The 16,662-nt window shown below is 67.1% G+C and carries 15 protein-coding genes; 5 read left to right on the top strand and 10 right to left on the bottom strand.

Annotated elements, in window-relative coordinates; genetic code table 11:
• A partial coding sequence (locus VI056_14475) for a DUF2652 domain-containing protein (GenBank protein HEY6204230.1) occupies positions 1-1,041 on the top strand: 1,041 nt, incomplete at its 5' end.
• Here the strand turns inward: VI056_14475 and VI056_14470 are convergent.
• Complete coding sequence (locus VI056_14470) at positions 971-4,285, bottom strand: glycosyl hydrolase (GenBank protein ID HEY6204229.1); 3,315 nt, start codon at positions 4,283-4,285, stop codon at positions 971-973. The genes VI056_14475 and VI056_14470 overlap by 71 nt on opposite strands.
• Before the next feature lie 121 nt (positions 4,286-4,406).
• Here VI056_14470 and VI056_14465 point away from each other — a divergent pair, with 121 nt between their 5' ends.
• Genes VI056_14465 through VI056_14455 form a run of 3 tightly spaced genes read left to right on the top strand, consistent with a single transcriptional unit; the run spans position 4,407 to position 5,869 of the window.
• Positions 4,407-4,556 carry a hypothetical protein gene (locus tag VI056_14465; GenBank protein ID HEY6204228.1) on the top strand — a complete coding sequence of 50 codons (150 nt, stop codon included), beginning with the start codon at positions 4,407-4,409 and terminating at the stop codon, positions 4,554-4,556.
• A gap of 9 nt (positions 4,557-4,565) precedes the next feature.
• Positions 4,566-5,213: an SAM-dependent methyltransferase gene (locus VI056_14460; protein ID HEY6204227.1), complete on the top strand. Its 648-nt coding sequence runs from the start codon at positions 4,566-4,568 to the stop codon at positions 5,211-5,213.
• Positions 5,096-5,869: a DedA family protein gene (locus VI056_14455; protein ID HEY6204226.1), complete on the top strand. Its 774-nt coding sequence runs from the start codon at positions 5,096-5,098 to the stop codon at positions 5,867-5,869. Before VI056_14460 ends, VI056_14455 begins: the two co-directional genes overlap by 118 nt.
• Here VI056_14455 and VI056_14450 read toward each other — a convergent pair.
• Entirely contained in the window at positions 5,857-6,321 is a 465-nt protein-coding gene (locus tag VI056_14450; protein HEY6204225.1) for a PaaI family thioesterase, read from the bottom strand. The two genes, VI056_14455 and VI056_14450, sit on opposite strands and share 13 nt — an antisense overlap.
• A gap of 17 nt (positions 6,322-6,338) precedes the next feature.
• Positions 6,339-6,557, bottom strand: coding sequence for a hypothetical protein (locus VI056_14445; protein ID HEY6204224.1), 219 nt, complete (start codon positions 6,555-6,557; stop codon positions 6,339-6,341).
• Positions 6,558-6,620: 63 nt separating this feature from the next.
• Here VI056_14445 and VI056_14440 point away from each other — a divergent pair, with 63 nt between their 5' ends.
• Positions 6,621-8,171, top strand: a complete 1,551-nt coding sequence (locus tag VI056_14440) for an alpha-amylase family glycosyl hydrolase (GenBank protein ID HEY6204223.1) — start codon at positions 6,621-6,623, stop codon at positions 8,169-8,171.
• On the opposite strand, the gene VI056_14435 is transcribed toward VI056_14440, so the two are convergent.
• The 7 genes from VI056_14435 to VI056_14405 form a co-directional block, all read right to left on the bottom strand.
• Entirely contained in the window at positions 8,164-9,579 is a 1,416-nt protein-coding gene (locus tag VI056_14435) for an alpha-amylase family glycosyl hydrolase (protein ID HEY6204222.1), read from the bottom strand. The two genes, VI056_14440 and VI056_14435, sit on opposite strands and share 8 nt — an antisense overlap.
• 128 nt (positions 9,580-9,707) lie before the next feature.
• Positions 9,708-11,606 (bottom strand): glycoside hydrolase family 13 protein, encoded by a 1,899-nt coding sequence (locus VI056_14430; GenBank protein ID HEY6204221.1) that lies wholly within the window; start codon positions 11,604-11,606, stop codon positions 9,708-9,710.
• Positions 11,492-12,457: an ABC transporter permease subunit gene (locus tag VI056_14425; GenBank protein ID HEY6204220.1), complete on the bottom strand. Its 966-nt coding sequence runs from the start codon at positions 12,455-12,457 to the stop codon at positions 11,492-11,494. Before VI056_14425 ends, VI056_14430 begins: the two co-directional genes overlap by 115 nt.
• Positions 12,450-13,475 carry a sugar ABC transporter permease gene (locus tag VI056_14420; protein HEY6204219.1) on the bottom strand — a complete coding sequence of 342 codons (1,026 nt, stop codon included), beginning with the start codon at positions 13,473-13,475 and terminating at the stop codon, positions 12,450-12,452. The genes VI056_14425 and VI056_14420 overlap by 8 nt, the downstream gene beginning before the upstream one ends.
• A 55-nt stretch (positions 13,476-13,530) precedes the next feature.
• Positions 13,531-14,721: an extracellular solute-binding protein gene (locus tag VI056_14415; GenBank protein HEY6204218.1), complete on the bottom strand. Its 1,191-nt coding sequence runs from the start codon at positions 14,719-14,721 to the stop codon at positions 13,531-13,533.
• Positions 14,722-14,764: 43 nt separating this feature from the next.
• Complete coding sequence (locus VI056_14410; protein ID HEY6204217.1) at positions 14,765-15,844, bottom strand: LacI family DNA-binding transcriptional regulator; 1,080 nt, start codon at positions 15,842-15,844, stop codon at positions 14,765-14,767.
• Between the two features lie 98 nt (positions 15,845-15,942).
• The coding region (locus VI056_14405; protein HEY6204216.1) for a hypothetical protein at positions 15,943-16,662 on the bottom strand (720 nt) is incomplete at its 5' end.

Below are 16,662 nucleotides of genomic sequence, written 5' to 3'. Positions count from 1 at the left end.
CAGACCACCGGTTACATCGCGATCGCCGACATCTCCGGATACACGACGTTCGTCGCGGACACCGAGATCGAGCACTCGCGGGAGATCCTCGGCGAGCTTCTCGAGGTCACCTCACGGGAGCTCGAAAGACACCTGCGTCTCTCGCGCATCCAGGGGGACGCGCTCATCTGCGTCGGCGAGGAGGACGAGGTGATCCCCTGCCTCGAGGATGCGTTCCTGTCATTTCATCGGCGCGTGCGCGCGATGGTGGCGGCGACGACGTGCCCGTGCAACGCGTGCCGCAGCGTTCCGAACCTGACGCTGAAGTTCGTCGCGCAGCACGGCACGTACTCGACCGTGAGCGTCCGCGGCACGGTCGACCTGGTCGGCGCCGACGTGAACATCGCGTTTCGCCTGCTCAAGAACCACGTGCCGTCCCACGAGTACATCCTCGCGACGAATTCCGTTCTCGAACGGCTGCCCGCACTCGCGCGCGAGCGGTTCGTGCCGATCAGCGAGGACTACGACCTCGGGCATGTCGAGGCGGGCTACCGTGACCTCCACGATCTGCGCGAGCGCGCGTACCAGCAGCTCACGCAGCGCGTGACGCCGCGCGACGCCGACTTCACGCTGACGGCCACGCTCGATGCCCCGCCGGCGAACGTCTACGCCGAGCTCGTGCGACCGTCGACGATGCAGCGCGTCGCCGGCGCGCCGAACATCACGCTGAAGAGCGGCGCGCGCGGGACGCTCGCGAACGCGGCGTACCACTGCGAGCACGGCGCCAACCGGAAGACGATCTTCGAGGTCATCCGCGACGATCCGCCGCGCGAGCTCACGATGTGGATGTACGGTGACGGCCCGGAGGCCTACGCTACGTACTCGTTCGCGCCGCTCGGCAGTGACCGGACGCGCCTCCACTTTTCCCTTCGCGTTGGGAGCGCGACGGGCTTGAAGCGCGTGGTCGCGAGCCTGATCTTCCGGTTCTACTTCATACGCGGGTTGCGGCGGCTGCGCGCGATCGTTCGCGAGTCGCGCGAGCCGGTCGCGAAGACCGCTTAGCCTTCCCCGCTCCCACGGCGGGCACGCCCGACGAGCGCACGACCCTGTCGAAGGCCGCGACCTCGCCCTTCACGAGCGCGTCCCACTTCGCGATCTGCGCGTCGAGACGCTTCGTGAGATCCGCGAACACATCGCGCATGCCCTGCGTCGGAGCGAAGTCGGCGCCGCCGACATACGCGCCGAGCGACACCAGCTTCGCGTTGAGCATCGCCGGGTAGTTCAGCGTGTCCTGACGGCTCTTCGCCTTGACCTGGACGAGCTGCTCCTCGATCGCACTCGTTTTCAGACGCAGCGACGACGCGGCTTTCGCCACTCGCGCCTGCCCGCCCTGGTCCTTCGCGCGTGCCTCCCACGCGTCGAGCTGCGACTTGAGCCGCCGGATCGCGTTGATCGTTTCGTGCGTCTGGCTCAGCTTCTCGTTGATCCGCAGCCCGAGCGCCGCCTGCTCGTCGAGATCGCGCTGGCTCGCGGACACGCGCGGATCCTTCTCCACCGCGAAGGGCGCCTCAAGCCTCTCGCCCGCGACGGTGAGTCGCACGCGATACGCGCCGGGCGCGACCTGCGGTCCGGCAAGCTGCGCTTCGAACGCATCCCACGTTCCGCCCTCGCCTTCGATCTTCGTCGCGTCGGGCAGGCGCATATTCCACAGGAAGCGGTTGAGGCCGGCCTCGACCGGGACCTTCTGCTCCTTGGTCGCCGGCGGCTGCGCGGTCCCCTGCGCCGGCGTCTTCTGCGGCTCGTTGGCCTTCTTCGCGGCCTCCTCTGTCGCGTTGGGATCGCTCTTGTACTCGCGTATGAGCTTGCCGCGCGAGTCGAGGAACGCCAGCTTCGCCTCGACCTTCGCCTTATCGCGCAGCCAGTACTGCACCAGCACGCCGGTCGGCGGGTTGGTGCCGGCGTCGATGTTGATCGCGACCTTCTCGCCGGTCGGCTTCTCGCGCTGGCGATAGGTGACCATCGTCGCGCCGGTCATGCGGTAGTTCTTGCCGATCTTTGGCGGCTGCGGGAAGCCCATGTCGGTGCGGTAGCGCACCGTGACCTTTGGCGCGAAGAGGTGCGCCTTCGAGCGCGCGACCTGCGCGCCGTACTGACGCAGCGGCTGCAGATCGTCCAGCACCCAGAACGAGCGGCCGTGCGTGCCGAGCACGAGGTCGTCGTCCTTGATCACGAGGTCATGGATCGGCACCACCGGCAGGTTGCCGCCCAGCCGGTGCCATCGTGACCCGTCGTCGAACGACACGTACACGCCCGTCTCCGTCCCCGCGTACAGAAGCCCGCGCTTCGCCGGATCCTCGCGGATCACGCGCGTGAAGTCATCGTCGGCGATCCCGCTCGTGATCTTCGTCCACGTCTTGCCGTAGTCCCTGGTCTTGAAGAGATACGGCCGGAAGTCGTCCTGCTTGTACCGCGTCGCCGCCAGGTACGCGACCGCGGCGTCGTGGGGCGACGCCTCGATGATCGACATGAGCGCCCAGGCGCCGATGCCTTTCGGTGTCACGTTCTTCCAGCTCTTGCCATCGTCGCGCGAGACGTGCACCAGGCCGTCGTCGCTCGCTGCCCACAGGACGCCGCGCTGCAGCGGCGACTCAGCGAACGCGAAGATCGTGCAGTAGTACTCGGCGCCGGTGTTGTCTTTCGTGATCGGCCCGCCCGACGCGCCGAGACGCGACTTGTCGTTGCGCGTGAGATCGGGGCTGATCGCGTCCCACGACGCGCCCTCATCGCGCGACCGGAAGACGCGGTTGCCGGTCTGATAGAGAACGTTGGGGTCGTGCGGCGAGAGCACGATCGGCGCGGTCCACTGGAAGCGGTACTTCACCGCATCGGCGCCCTCGCCCGAGCTCGACTCGGGCCAGACCATGATCCATCGCGACTGGTTCGTGCGACGGTCCCAGCGCGTGATCTGCCCCTGGTAGTTGCCGGCGAAGACGATGTTCGGATCGTCAGGACGGACCGCGATGTAGCCGGACTCGCCGCCGCCGATCTGGAACGAGTCGGCGCCGGTGACGCCGGCGATCGGCGCGCGGCTCGGCACCGTCATCGTCGTGTTGTCCTGCTGCGCGCCATAGATGCGGTACGGCGTCTGGTTGTCGGTGATGACGTGATAGAACTCCGCTGTCGGCTGGTTGTAGACGCCGGACCAGCTCTCGCCGCCATTGAACGACACGACCGCACCGCCGTCGTTGCCCTCGACCATGCGGTTCGGGTCGCCCGGATCGATCCACAGATCGTGGTGGTCGCCGTGCGGGATCGACATCTGCACGAACGTCTTGCCGCCATCGCTCGATCTCCACGCGTCGACGTTGAGCACCCACGCGGTCTCCGGGTCCTTCGGGTCGGCGTAGATGTGGTGGTAGTACCAGGCGCGCTGACGGAGGTTGCGGTCCTCGGACCCGCGCTCCCAGCTGTCGCCGCCGTCGTCCGAGCGGAACACCGCGCCGTCCTCGGCTTCGACGATCGCGAACACCCGGCCGCTCTTCGCCGGCGAAACGGCGATGCCGATCTTCCCCAGCGTGCCCTGGGGCAGGCCGCGCGCGCGGCTGATCTCGGTCCACGTGTCGCCCGCGTCGTTCGACCGGAAGATGCCGCTGCCCGGACCGCCGGACACCAGCTCGTGCGGTCGGCGCACCGCCTCCCAGATCGTCGCGTAGAGGATGCGCGGGTTGTTCGGATCCATCGAGATGTCGATCGCGCCGGCGCGATCGCTCCGATAGAGCACGCGCTTCCAGGTCTTCCCGCCGTCGCGCGAGCGGTAGACACCGCGCTCGGTGTTCGCTCCATGCGCGTGACCGAGGGCCGCGACGTAGACGGTGTCCGGGTCATCCGGATGGACGCGGACCTTGCCGATGTTGCGTGTCTTCTCGAGACCAAGGTGGATCCACGTCTTGCCCGCGTCCGTCGAGCGATACACGCCGTCGCCATGCGAAACGTTCCCGCGGATGCAACTCTCACCCATGCCGACGTAGATCACGTTCGGGTCGGAGCGCGAGACCGCGATCGCGCCGACGGACGCGCGCTTGAAGAAGCCGTCCGACACGTTCTCCCAGTACAGGCCGCCGTCGCCCGTCTTCCACACGCCGCCGCCCGTCGAACCCATGTAGAAGGTGTTGCGGTCGCGGGGATCGCCAGCCACCGCGCCGACGCGCCCACCGCGGAACGGTCCCGCGTTGCGCCACTCGAGCTTGTCGAGGAAGTTCGGGATGATGGCGGTGCGGGAGGCACCGCTGCGTCGGCGAGCAGGCATATCGCATCCTCCCCACGAAAGAGCGTGAGCGCCGAGCCTACGCGTTTGGAAACGTGAAGGTCGCGAAGCGGGTAGCCTCTTGCGAGCAGCGCGTTTGCGCAAATCGCGTGGGAGGCATCCGGTGGACTGGATCGAGCAGGTCTTTGGCATCGACCCCGACTTTGGTAGCGGGGCGCTCGAGATCCTCATCGCGGGGGCGGTCGTTCTGATCGTGGTCGGCATCGTGTTCATGCGTCGTCGCGCGTCGGTTCGCGACGCGACGGTGCGCTGACCCGAGCCAGTGGGCGGATGCTGCCGCCCCGGCGACTATGACAAGCTCTTTGACGAGAAGAACGCCAGGGCGAAGGCGCGAGAGTACGCACGTAAGGGTCTGACCGACGATGCGCGGCGCATCGTCGATTTCGTACGCGCGCGCATGTCACCTGGATACAGCGTGCTCGAGGTCGGCGGTGGCGTTGGCGCGATACAGCTCGAGCTGCTGCGAGACGGAGCGGCTCGCGCGTTGAATGTCGAGCTCGCGACGCAATACGAACACGTGGCTTCCGAGCTGATCCGCGAGCGAGGGCTCGGCGACCAGATGGAACGGCGTCTCGGCGATTTCGTGCGCGAGGCCGACGCCATCCCGGCCGCGGACGTCGTTGTGTTGCAACGAGTGGTGTGTTGCTATCCGGACGCAGACGCGCTCGTTGGCGCGGCCGCCGATCACGCGCGCCGCCTTCTGCTCCTTACGTTCCCCGTCGAGCGGTGGTGGATCCGCGTCGGTCTAGCCGCGGGGAACGCATGGTTCCGGCTGCGCGGCAGCACGTTTCGATCGTTCGTCCACTCGACGGCCGCGGTGCTCGCGACCGCGGAGCGACACGGAATGCGGCTCGCCGAACATCGCCACGGGTTGATCTGGCAGGTCCTCGCGTTCGAGAGGACGGGCTAGCTCTGCGCGCGTTCTTCGAGGACGCGATCCGCCGGCTCCTTGGCGTCGTCGCGGCCCACCAGTTCGTCACGCTGTTTCTGATCATCGCGATCGAGGAAGCCGGCATACCGCTTCCAGCGCCAGGCGACCTGGTCATCGCGTTCTACGGCTATCGCGCGCGCGACGATCCGGTCGAGCTCGCGCGGGTCATCCTCACCTGCGCGACGGCCTCGACCACCGGGACCCTGCTGCCGTACTTCGTCGCCCGGCGCTGGGGCCTACCGGTAGCGCATCGTCTTGCGGGTTGGTTGGATGTGAGTACGCGGACCGTCGATGAATGGATCGAGCGCGTGCACCGCTACGGATTCCGCGGTGTGCTCGTCGGACGCCTCATCCCTGGACTGCGCGTGGCGATGTCCCTCGTCGCGGGCACCGCGGAGGTGCCGGTGTGGCGCTTCTCGTCGGGCGTCTTCGTCGCCGCGACCCTCTACTGGACGGGCTGGGTGTTCCTCGGCGCGCTCGTGGGTCCGCAGATCGACGATCTCATCGAGCCGTACATCGGGTACATCGCGGTCGGCATCCCACTGGTGTTCATCGCGATCTTCGTTGGCCGCCTGCTGCTGGTACGACGCAAGAAGGCTGCTCGACCGCACGCGAACGGCGGTCACCACCGGTGATACGCGGGATGTCCCGGTTTCACCGCCACGAACACGCCCGTGGACGTCGCGCATACCTTGCCGCCCGCGCGCAGCTCCGCCTCGACCGTCGCGCGATCGTCTGACACGTCGACGGGATGCGCGACGAGCTCGATCTCGCCATCGGTCGGCGTCGGCCGGCGCATCCTGATCGTGTACTCCGCGGTGACCATCGGCGGCGGGGTTTCGGCGCCGGCGCGCTTCATGAGGTGGTATGCGGCTGTCCAGTTCGAGTGGCAGTCCATGAGGGTGCCGATTATGCCGCCGGAGAGGACGCCGTCGAACGCCTCGTGGAACTTCTCCGCGCGCCACGTCGCGACGACGTCGTCGCCGCGAACGTGGCTCTTGATGCGAAGACCCTTCTCGTTGCGTGGCCCGCAGCCGAAACATGTGCCGTTCGGCGCATAGCGATCCTGCAGGCCCGCTTCGCTCACCGAAGCGAGGTTAGCCGCTAGCCGCCGAAGTGCACCTCACGGCCCTTCGTATTGACCTTGCCCTCGTTGGCTTTGCGGCCTTCGCGCGCTTCGCGCGCCTTGTCTTCGGTGCGCGCCCGATTGGACTCGCCCTGCTGCTCGTCGGCCTTCTGCTCCAGCCGCTGCGTGGTCTCTTTGGGTTCGTGGGTCGGCGGCTCCCCTTCGTGGTTGCGTGGTGTCTGCATCTGCTCTTTCATCACGACCCCCTGCGATGTCATGGCTGCAGGGCATGTGCCCGCCGACGTTACATTCACGAAACATTGCGCGGTTCATGGTGGCGCGAGGGCGTCTTCTACCAGATCTACCCGCGTTCGTTCCAGGACTCGAACGGGGACGGCGTCGGCGACCTGCGTGGCATCACGCAGCGGCTCGATCACCTGAACGACGGCAGCCCACGGTCGCTCGGCGTCCAAGCGATCTGGCTCTCGCCGTTCTATCGCTCGCCGATGAAGGACTTCGGCTACGACGTCTCCGACTACCGCGACGTCGATCCGATCTTCGGCACGCTCGACGATTTCGATCGTCTCCTGGAAGAGGCGCATCGCCGCGGGATCCGCGTGCTCGTCGATCTCGTACCGAACCACACCTCGTCCGAGCATCCGTGGTTCGTCGCCTCGCGTTCGTCGCGCAACGATCCCAAGCGGGACTGGTACGTGTGGGCCGACCCTCGGAACGGCGGTCCGCCGAACAACTGGCGGGCCGTGTTCGGGTCCGCGGAGAAGCGAGCGGCGTGGACGCTCGACCCGGCGACCGGCCAGTACTACCTCCATCACTTCCTGCCCGAGCAGCCCGACCTCAACTGGTGGAACGAAGACGTGCGCCGAGCCATCGACGACGTCATGCGCTTCTGGCTCGACCGCGGCGTGGACGGGTTCCGCATCGATGTCGCGCACAGCCTGGTGAAGGACAAGCAGCTTCGGAACAACCCCAGGCTCTTCGCGAAGCGGCGGCCACGTCACAACTGGGAGCTCGACGAGGTCCACGAGGTCCATCGGCGGTGGCGCCGGCTCCTCAATGAGTACAACGACCGTATGGCGGTGGGTGAGGTCTCGTCGCGAAAGCTCTCGAGTCTGGTGCGCTACTACGGAAACGACGACGAGCTGCACATGCCATTCAACTTCAACTTCCTCCGCCAGCCGTGGAGCGCGGAGCGGTTCCGCGCGATCGTCGAGGAGTGGGAGCGGCTGCTCCCGCTACACGCGTGGCCGGACTACACGCTTTCCAACCACGATCGGTCGCGCGCGGCGAGCCGCTACGGACCACATCGGGCGCGCGTGGCGGCGCTCATGCTTCTCACGCTGCGCGGCACGCCGTTCATCTACTACGGCGAGGAGATCGGCATGACCGATGTTCCGATCCTACGCGAGCGCATCGTCGACGTCGACGGCCGCGACCCGGAGCGGACGCCGATGCAGTGGGATGCGACCGCGAACGCGGGTTTCACGACCGGGCGGCCGTGGCTACCGATGGCCGCCAACGCCGAGCAGGTGAACGTCGCCGCCCAGCGCGACGATCCCGGGTCGCTCTTCTCGTTCTACCGCCGGGTCATCTGGCTACGTCACGGCTCGCCCGCGCTGCGAGCCGGCTCGTACCGCTCGCTCCGGGCACCGCGTGGCGTGTTCGCCTACCTCCGCGAGGCGGATGGGGAGCGATTGATGGTCGCGCTCAATTTCCAGGACCACCCGAGCCGCATCGCGATCACAGAGGACGCCAGTGTCGTGCTGTCCACGTCGGACGGGCGCACCGGCGACACGCTGCGAAACGCGATCGAGCTGGGGCCGAATGACGGGCTCGTCGCGCGGCTCAGCTGAGCCGGCGCCGCAGCGCCAAGCCACCAACGAACGCGACCAACAACACCAGCACCGCGAGCGCGAGTGGCGGCAGACCATCCGGTGCGCGCGCGGACACGAGCCACACGCTCGCGCCACGCGCGGGAACATCGATCGAGAGAGCACCGTCGCGTGAGAGGACCGCCGCGCCTTGCGTAGCAAGGGCATCGGTGGCGCTCACGTCGTTGCCGAGCCCGAGCGATGCCACGGGCACGCGCACCGTCCGTGCCGCCTTCGCATCGCCATTGAAGACGACGACCGCAGTAGTCGTGCCGTTGCGGCGTGCATAAGCGAGCTCCTGTGGGCTGGCGACGAGCTCGACGAACCCTCCGCTCGCCAGCTTCTCGCGCCGCAGCTGCGCGAGCTTCGTCACGAGACTTCGGATGTCGGACCCGGCCTCGGTCCAGCTCATGTTCCGCCGGTCATCCGGGTCGGGCCCGCCAGGCAGCGCGATCTCGGTGCCGTAATAGAGCACCGGCGTCCCGGGCATCGTGAACAGATAGACCAGCCCCTGACGCAGTCGCGACAGCGTCGTCGCGCTCGGCGGATCGGGCCCGACGAAGCGCGGCACGTCGTGGTTGTCGAGGAAGATCGCGCGCGCGTTCTCATGACCCGCGCCGATGTCGTTCGCGGCCAGTGCCGGCGGTAGCGAAAGCTGCGAGAGGTTGCCGGGCTCGGAAAGTCCGGTGCGGATCACGTCGTAGGTCTGGAAGTCCGTGACCGCGTCGAGTCCTGCGTCGAGGAAGCCGGACTGATAGCGGTAGCCCGAGCTGTAGATCTCACCCAAGAGCCAGAAGCCGGGATGCTTCGCCTTGATCGCTCCGGTCCACGCCTTCAGGAAGTCCTTCGACAGATGGCGCGCGGCGTCGACGCGGAAGCCGTCGACGTTCGTCTGGTCGATGAGCCACAACGACCAGTCCGTGAGATACGCGCGGACGGTCGGGTTCTCCGTGTCGAAGTCTGGGAGCCCCGCGAGCCAGCAATTCTCGACGCTGCTCTGGTCCGCGAAGTTCATGACGCAATCCGGGTGGAACCAGCCCGCGTGCGCGCCGTCGGTGACCCAGGGATTCCGCTGCCCGACGTGGTTCACGACGACGTCGAGCACGATCTTTAGACCCAGCGCGTGCGCGCGGCGCACCAGCTCGGCCAGCTTTGCCATGTCGCCGAGATGCGGATCGACCTTGTACAGGTCGCGCGTCCAGTAGCCGTGATATCCGCCCGGCATCTGCTCCACCACGGGCGTGATCCAGATCGCGGTCATCCCGAGGCCCTTGATGTACTGCAGCTCGTCGATCACGCCCTGCAGATCGCCGCCGTGCCACGAGTTGGCACGCGTCCCGTCGCTGTCGAGATCGTTCGATGTATCGCCGTTGCGGAAGCGGTCGGTCATGACCATGTAGACGACTTCGTTGCTCCAGTCCGTGACCGCAGCGGGCAGGGCGGTCCACGGAAGCGCCTGGACGACGCGGAACGGCAGAGCCGACGCGACGACGAAGAGCGCCGCCGCCAGGACGCGCGTCAGCGCGGCTCCGGCACCAGCACGGCGGCGCCGCCCGCTGGAAGTGTGATCAGCGCCTCACCTTTGTGGATCGCGACAGGCTCGGTGGAGAGCACGTCGGTCAGACGCGCGCCGTCTGCCGGAAGGCGGACCTTGGCGTCCCGGTCTCCGGTGTTGAGCGCGACGTAGACGGCATCGCCGTTCGCTCCATTGAGCGAGAGCGGACCGCGCGCGACGCGGCGGTACGCGTAGATCTCGCGTGCATCGTCGGCGACGAGATCCTCGAATGCACCCCACGCGAGCCAGGGACGTGACCGGCGCAGGGCGATGAGCGTGCGGTGCGCGTGAAGGATGCGCCGATCGTGCTTGCTCTCATCCCACTCCATGCAGCGGCGGCAGTCTGGATCGTCGCCGCCCTCCATCCCGATCTCGTCGCCGTAATAGACGAGCGGCGCGCCCGATGCGGTGAGCAGCAGCACGGCTGCCTGAAATGCCCGGTCGGCGCTGCCGCCGAGCTCGGTCCGGATGCGCGCGGTGTCGTGGCTGCCGAGCAAATGCATGAGCCCTGCCTCGACCGCGGGCTCGTACATGTGGCGGATGGACGTCGTCCAGCCCGCGAAGCGCGACGGGGAGACGCCGCGGTTCAGGTACTGGAGCACCGCGTCACGCCACGGGTAATGCATGACGGAGTCGAACTGCGCGCCGTCGAGCCAGCGGATCGCGTCGTGCCAGACCTCGCCGACGATGAACGCGTCGGGCTTGGCCGCCTTGACGCGGTCGCGGAAGGCGCGCCAGAACCGATGATCGACCTCGTTCGCGACATCGAGCCGCCAGCCATCGATGTCCGCGTCGCGCACCCAGCGCTCGCCGACACCGACGAGGTACTCGCGCAGCTCGGGGTTCGCGGTGTTGAGCTTGGGGTGATTGCGGATGCGGTTCGCGAAGGTCTCGTAGTTCACCCGCTCGCTGTCCACCGGGAACCCGTCGATGCGGAAGAACCAGTCGCGATACGCGCTCGCGGCGCCCTTCTCGCGCACGTCGCGGAACGCGGCCCATTCGTCGCCGGCGTGATTGAAGACGCCGTCGAGCATGACGCGCATGCCCGCGTCGTGGGACTCGCGTACCAGCCCGGCCAGATCCTCGTCGGTGCCGAACTGCGGATCGACGTGGTCGTAGTCCGCCGGGTCGTATTTGTGATTCGACGGCGAGGTGAAGACCGGCGTGAGATACAGGCACCCTACACCGAGGTCGCGGGGCCAGGCGAGGCGCTGCCGGATGCCGGCGAGATCGCCGCCGAAGAACGATCGCGCCGTCGGGATCTCACCCCACGGCCGCACCCACGGCGGGTCGTTCGAGTGATCGCCGTTCGCGAAGCGATCGGGAAAGATGAGATAGAAGGTCGTGCCCGGGACCCAGGCAGGCAGCGCGAATCGGTCGGCGGGCAGGTCGTACGGGTAGAAGAAGTACCCAGCGTGGAAGCGGCGCGGCGGCGGCGCGGGCGTGAAGCCGTGCTCTGACAGAAAGGTCATCGAGCCGTCCGTGCCGGTCAGGTGGAAGAAGTAGCGCAGGCGCGACGTCGGCACAGGGAGCACGCCGGTCCAGTAGTCGCGAACGCCGTCGGATGCCTCGCGCACGAGGGCGAGGTCGCTCTCGTGGCCCAGCTCGTACTTGTCGGCGAAGCGGCAGATCACGCGGCTCAGATCACCTGCCTCGGCGACGAGACGAACGTAGAAGCGCTCGCCGGCCAGCGGCTGCACGTACGGGGCGCGGGCGCGGTGTTGGATCGCTGCGAGACGCAGTCGGCTTAGCCCTTCACCCCGCCGACGGTGAGCCCGCCGACGATGTAGCGCTGCAGCGACAGGTACACCACCGACACGGGCAGCGCGACGAGGATCGCCATCGCGGAGAACTTCGACCACGGCGTGTTCGCCGCGTACTGGCCGGTCATGCCCCACAGCGCCATCGCCAGCGTGAAGTTCTCGGGATTGGTGAGGAACTGCCACGACATCACGAACTCGGTCCAGCCCGTGAGGAAGCCCAGGAACGCCGTGACCGCGAGCGCCGGCGTCGCGAGCGGCAACATGATCCGCAGGAACGTCTGGGTCGAGTTGCACCCGTCGAGCAGCGCGGCCTCCTCGAGCTCCTTCGGGATCGTGTCGATGTACCCCTTGAGGTTCCAGATCGCGAACGGCAGCGCACCGGAGGTGAGGGCGAGACCGACGCCGAGCAGCGAGTTGCGCAGATTGAAGTTGAAATCGCCCATGTCGATCGTGATCTTGTTCAGCAGCACGAAGAGCGGCGCGAGCGCGGCGACGGACGGCACCATGAGGACCGCGACGATCGCGATCATCAGCGCCTGCCGCGCGGGGAACAGGAAGCGCGAGAACGCGTAGGCGGCCGCGACGCCGAGCGCCAGCGAACCGAATGAAACGCCCGCGCCGAGCAGAAAGCTGTTGAACACTAGCTGCGGCAGCGTCACCGGGTTCGAGGTCGGCTTGTTCAGCACGTCGATGTACGCCTGCAATGAGGCGCCCGGCGGGATCAGCGTGAGCTCCGTCGGACGCGAGATGTTGCGCGGATCGAGCGACATGCTGACGACCCAGAGGAGCGGGAAGAGCACAGTGAAGCTGATGAAGATGAGGAGGGCCTGGAGCATCAGCTGCCGGCCGAGTGGGCTGCCACCGCCGGTCGCGCGTTCGCGGACGCGAGCCAGGCTGAATATGCGTGGCCGCGCGATCGGGAGCGTCCCCTGCGCCAGCACCTTAGACATAGCTTTCGGTCGCCTTCGTGATCCGGTTCGTGAGCAGCGTCAGGACGAGCAGGATGATCATCGTGTAGATCCCGAACGCCGCGGCCAGGCCGTACAGACGGTTCTCGTTGACCAACCGGAACGCCGTCGTGACCAGGATCTCGGTCTGCCGCAGCGGGCCACCACCCGAGACCATGTAGATCAGGTTGAAGAGGTTGAAGGTCACGATCATCCCGTACATCGCCGCGGGGATCATCGCCGGCCGGAGCAGCGGGAGCGTGATGTTGAAGAACTGCTGGCGGGCCGACGCGCCATCGATCGACGCGGCCTCGTAGTACTCCTTGCTGATGCTCTGCAGTGCGCCCGTCGCGATGATCGTCATGAACGGCCAGCCCAGCCAGATGTTCGTGATGAGCAGCGCGAAGTACGAGAGCGGGAGCGGGATCCAGCTGACCGGCGGGTCGACCTGGTCGATCCAGCGGATATGGAACACGTCCGGTGACATGCCGAAGATGCCGCCGATCGCCGCGAGACCCTGATTGATGGCGCCGTAGTCCGTGTCGAACATGTTCCGCCACACGGTCGCGACGACGAGGGTGGGGATCACGATCGGGAGAACGAAAATCGCGCGGTACACGCCGCGGAACCAGAGACCCTTCGCGTTCAACAGCACGGCGATGAGGATGCCGATCGTGATGTGGAAGATGACGTTCGAGAACGTCCAGAAGAGGTTGAACGCGAGCATGCCCCAGAAGTTGAAGTTCGCGATCTGCGCGACCTGATTGGTGATGAGGTTGACGTAGTTCTCGATGCCGACGAAATTCGCGGCCGGCGCGTCGAAGCGGAGGTTGCGCAGCCCGTAGTCGGTGAACGACATGTAGACCTGAAAGAGGATCGGCCAGTAGGTCACCGCAAGCATGATCACGAGGGCAGGCAGGATGTAGAGGTAAGCCGTCAGCCAGCGCGGACGACCACGCTTGGACCCCGCCGGCTCGGCGAGCTTCGCGTCGTCTATCGAAGCGTCAATGACCGCCGCCATTGCTCCTCCGAATGATGCGCCGGGGGACGTGCTCGCGCACGCCCCCCGGCCGCGGCTACTTCTTGTTCGCCTTGTTCATGGCGGCGCATGCCTCAGCGATGCCAGCCGCCGGAGTGGATTTGCCTTCGATGATCTTGGTGACCGCGTCGCCGAATGGACCCCAGTAGTTCGCGAACTCCGCGCTCTGCGGGCGCGCGAACCCGGTGGCCGATGCGTCGGCGAAGCTCTTGACGAGCGGGTCGCTGACGGTGACGTCGGTGCGCACGGGCACGTCACCCGCGACATCCGCGTACGCCTTCTGACCGACGGCGTCGGTGATGGCGAGCGCCAGCGCGATGGCGCCGTCAACGTTCTTCGCGCTGTTGTTGATGTACCAGCCATCGACGCCGGTGAGCGGTCCGGCCTTGCCCTTCGGGCCTGCCGGCATCGGCGCGACGCCGAGCTTGGCGCCGAGATCCTTCTTGTAGTCGCCGAGGACCCACGGTCCGTTGATGATCATGTCGACCTGTCCCTGGCGGAAGGACGTGTCTGCGCGGCCGCCGTCGGTCTCGAACTTGCCGCCTGCAGCCTTGAGAGCCAGCTGGTACTGCATCGCGTCGGCCCAGCCGCCCTGATCGGCGACGCACTTGCCCGAGTCGTCGAGCAGCTTGCCGCCGAACGCCGCCGGCCAGCCGAAGAGGTGGTAGCCGTTCTGGTTCTGCACGATCGTCTTTCCCGCTTTGACCATGGTCATGAGCTCATCGGTCGTCTTCGGCGGGGTCGGCACCTTGTCCTTGTTGTAGTAGAGCGCGACCGCCTTGAAGAGCATCGGGATGCCGTAGAGCTTCCCGGCGACCTTCAGGCCGTCGACGCCCAGCGGCGCGACCTTGTCGAGCTTGCCCTTCAGCTTGTCGTCGAGGGCGAGCAGCAGGTTCGCGCGGACCTCATTGCCGAGCTCGTCGTTCGGCGCGGTGAAGAGATCGGGACCGCCGCCTGCCGCGGCCTCGGTCTGGAACTTGTTGAAGACCTGGTCGAATGGGACCTGCAGGACGGTGATCTTGGCGTCAGGGTTGGCCTTCTTGATCGTGTCGATGATCCCGTTGAGAGCTGTCTCCTCGGAACCGCCGGTCCCGTACGCGTGCCAGAGCGTGATGTTTCCCTTGATCGAACCCGCGGCAACGCCGCCTCCGGTGCTGCTCGTCCCGCCGCCGCACGCGGTCGACACCAGCAGCGCGATGGTGAGTAGCGCGATCGCCTTTAGCTTCATGCCCGTTCCTTTCCCATAGCTGTCGCGATGACGCGACGCGCCGCTAGCGCGACGCGACGCGGATGAGATCTGACTTCGGTCTCCGATACGGCCCTCCCTTCGCCCTCTCGGCGTTCCTCACGCCCATGTCGCTGGTGGATTCACGTAGCCGCAGCTCGGTTGGCAGCACGATCGTCTCGCGCGCCGCGCCTTCATCGAGCGCGCGGATCAGAAGGCGCGTCGCGATGCGCCCCTTCTCAGCGATCGGCTGGTGCACCGTGCTCAGGGCCGGCTGGCTGGCCGAAGCGAGCGGGATGTCGTCGAAGCCGATGACCTCGAGCTCATCGGGCACTTCTACACCGATCCGTCGCGCTGCGCGGACCGCGCCGAGCGCCATGATGTCGCTGACCGCCAGCACCGCGGTCGGCCTGAGGCCGGTCGCCCATGCCGCGCTGAACGCCTCATCACCGCCATCGAGCGAGACGAACGTGCGAACGACGTGGTCCCCTGCGACTTTGACGTCATGCTTCGCGAACGCACGGCGATAACCACGCAGACGCCGGCCGCGAACGCCGAGGTCTTTGTCGAGCTCTTCCGGCGGAGCGTGAAAAGTAAGCACCAAGATGTCGCGGTGCCCGCGCGTCAGCAGCAGATCCGCGGCCGCGTAGGCGCCGCCCTCATCGTCGACGTTCACCGAGGATGCGGTCTCCGCGTCGCCGTCCACGATGACGAACGGAACGCCGCGCTTGCGCAGGGGCGCCACGTCCGCGTGCTTCTCATCGAGGCCGAGGATCACGAAGCCGTCGACCGGAGCGGTAGCGAGCGCGCGCTCCAGCGAGGTGCCGAGCGGCGACAGCGTGAGGAGGCCCATACCGCGTTCGTCGGTCACGCTGCCGATCCCCTCGAGCAGCGTCGAGAAGAACGGGTTCGCGAAGACCGATGCGATCGGCTGCGGAAACAGCACGCCGAGCACGCCGGCGCGACGCGAGTGAAGGGCGCGCGCGTGCGGGTTCGGCGCGTACCCGAGATCGCGCGCCGCGGTGAGGATCTTGTCCACCGTGGCCGCACGCAGGCGCTCGGGATCGTTGAAGGCGTGCGACACGGCGGCAGTCGAAACGCCTGCGTTCCGCGCGACGTCGTGGATCGTCGTCCTCGCCAGCCGAGCCCTCCCCGCACCTGAAACCTTTTGTTAAAGGTTTTAACGCGGGCACTTTGGCGAATCCCGGTTCGACTGTCAAGCCGCTAGCGGACGTCGATGATCCAGAACACCCCTTGGTCTTCCAGCCAGACCGTGCCGTCGATCACCGGACGCAGGTTCAGCCGGTACACGCCGCGAGCGATCGGCGCGCGCACCTTGAAGCGGAATTCGCCGACCTCACCGGGCGCGACGGCGAGCGTGGTGGTCGTCGCGATGCGGTCGTCCCAGAGCCAATCCGCAGCCATGCCGAGCCGGTACGGCTCCTTGTCATCGCGGTTGAGGCCGAGGTTCGCCTGACGCCCCCACAGGCCCCGGATCCAGGTCTGGGTACCGGTGTTGGTGAACTTGATCCAGAAGTCGGCGACCTGGGCGGGCGACATGATCAGGTAGTTCGACTGGCTCTGCCAGCGCGAGTGCCAACCCGCTTCGAGCGCAACGCCGGCCGTGCCGCGGGCGAGGCCGGAGTTCGGATCGACCATGAGCGATGACGCATCGACCGCATCGAACGCGCCGGCCGGGATGCGCTTCAGCTCGGAGATCAGCTGGTCCGGCCAAGGCGCAACGTTCCCCTGAAAGAACCAGTTCGAACCGTTGTCCGCGAGGATGAGTCCGTACTGCTGCATGGCGCGCAGCACCACCTGCGTCTGCGCGCTGTAGCCCGCGAAGCTGAAGTCCGAACGCAGACGGAAGCGCGCGCCCATCGGCGGCAGCGACGCGTCGCGCGCCGCGCCCGCCTGATGCCGTGCGGGCCAGACGAAGCTTCG

The sequence above is a fragment of the Candidatus Limnocylindria bacterium genome (assembly GCA_036523395.1).
Lineage (GTDB): Bacteria > Chloroflexota > Limnocylindria > P2-11E > P2-11E > CF-39.
Note: the sequence above shows the minus strand (reverse complement) of the source record. Positions and strands in the feature narration are given on the sequence as shown.

What these genes read in the sequence shown, in the direction of transcription:
- VI056_14470 (HEY6204229.1), bottom strand. Translation starts at nt 4,285, where the DNA reads ATGCCTGCTCGCCGACGCAGCGGTGCCTCCCGCACCGCCATCATCCCG.
- VI056_14445 (HEY6204224.1), bottom strand. Translation starts at nt 6,557, where the DNA reads ATGAAAGAGCAGATGCAGACACCACGCAACCACGAAGGGGAGCCGCCG.
- VI056_14435 (HEY6204222.1), bottom strand. Translation starts at nt 9,579, where the DNA reads ATGACCGACCGCTTCCGCAACGGCGATACATCGAACGATCTCGACAGC.
- VI056_14425 (HEY6204220.1), bottom strand. Translation starts at nt 12,457, where the DNA reads ATGTCTAAGGTGCTGGCGCAGGGGACGCTCCCGATCGCGCGGCCACGC.
- VI056_14420 (HEY6204219.1), bottom strand. Translation starts at nt 13,475, where the DNA reads ATGGCGGCGGTCATTGACGCTTCGATAGACGACGCGAAGCTCGCCGAG.
- VI056_14415 (HEY6204218.1), bottom strand. Translation starts at nt 14,721, where the DNA reads ATGAAGCTAAAGGCGATCGCGCTACTCACCATCGCGCTGCTGGTGTCG.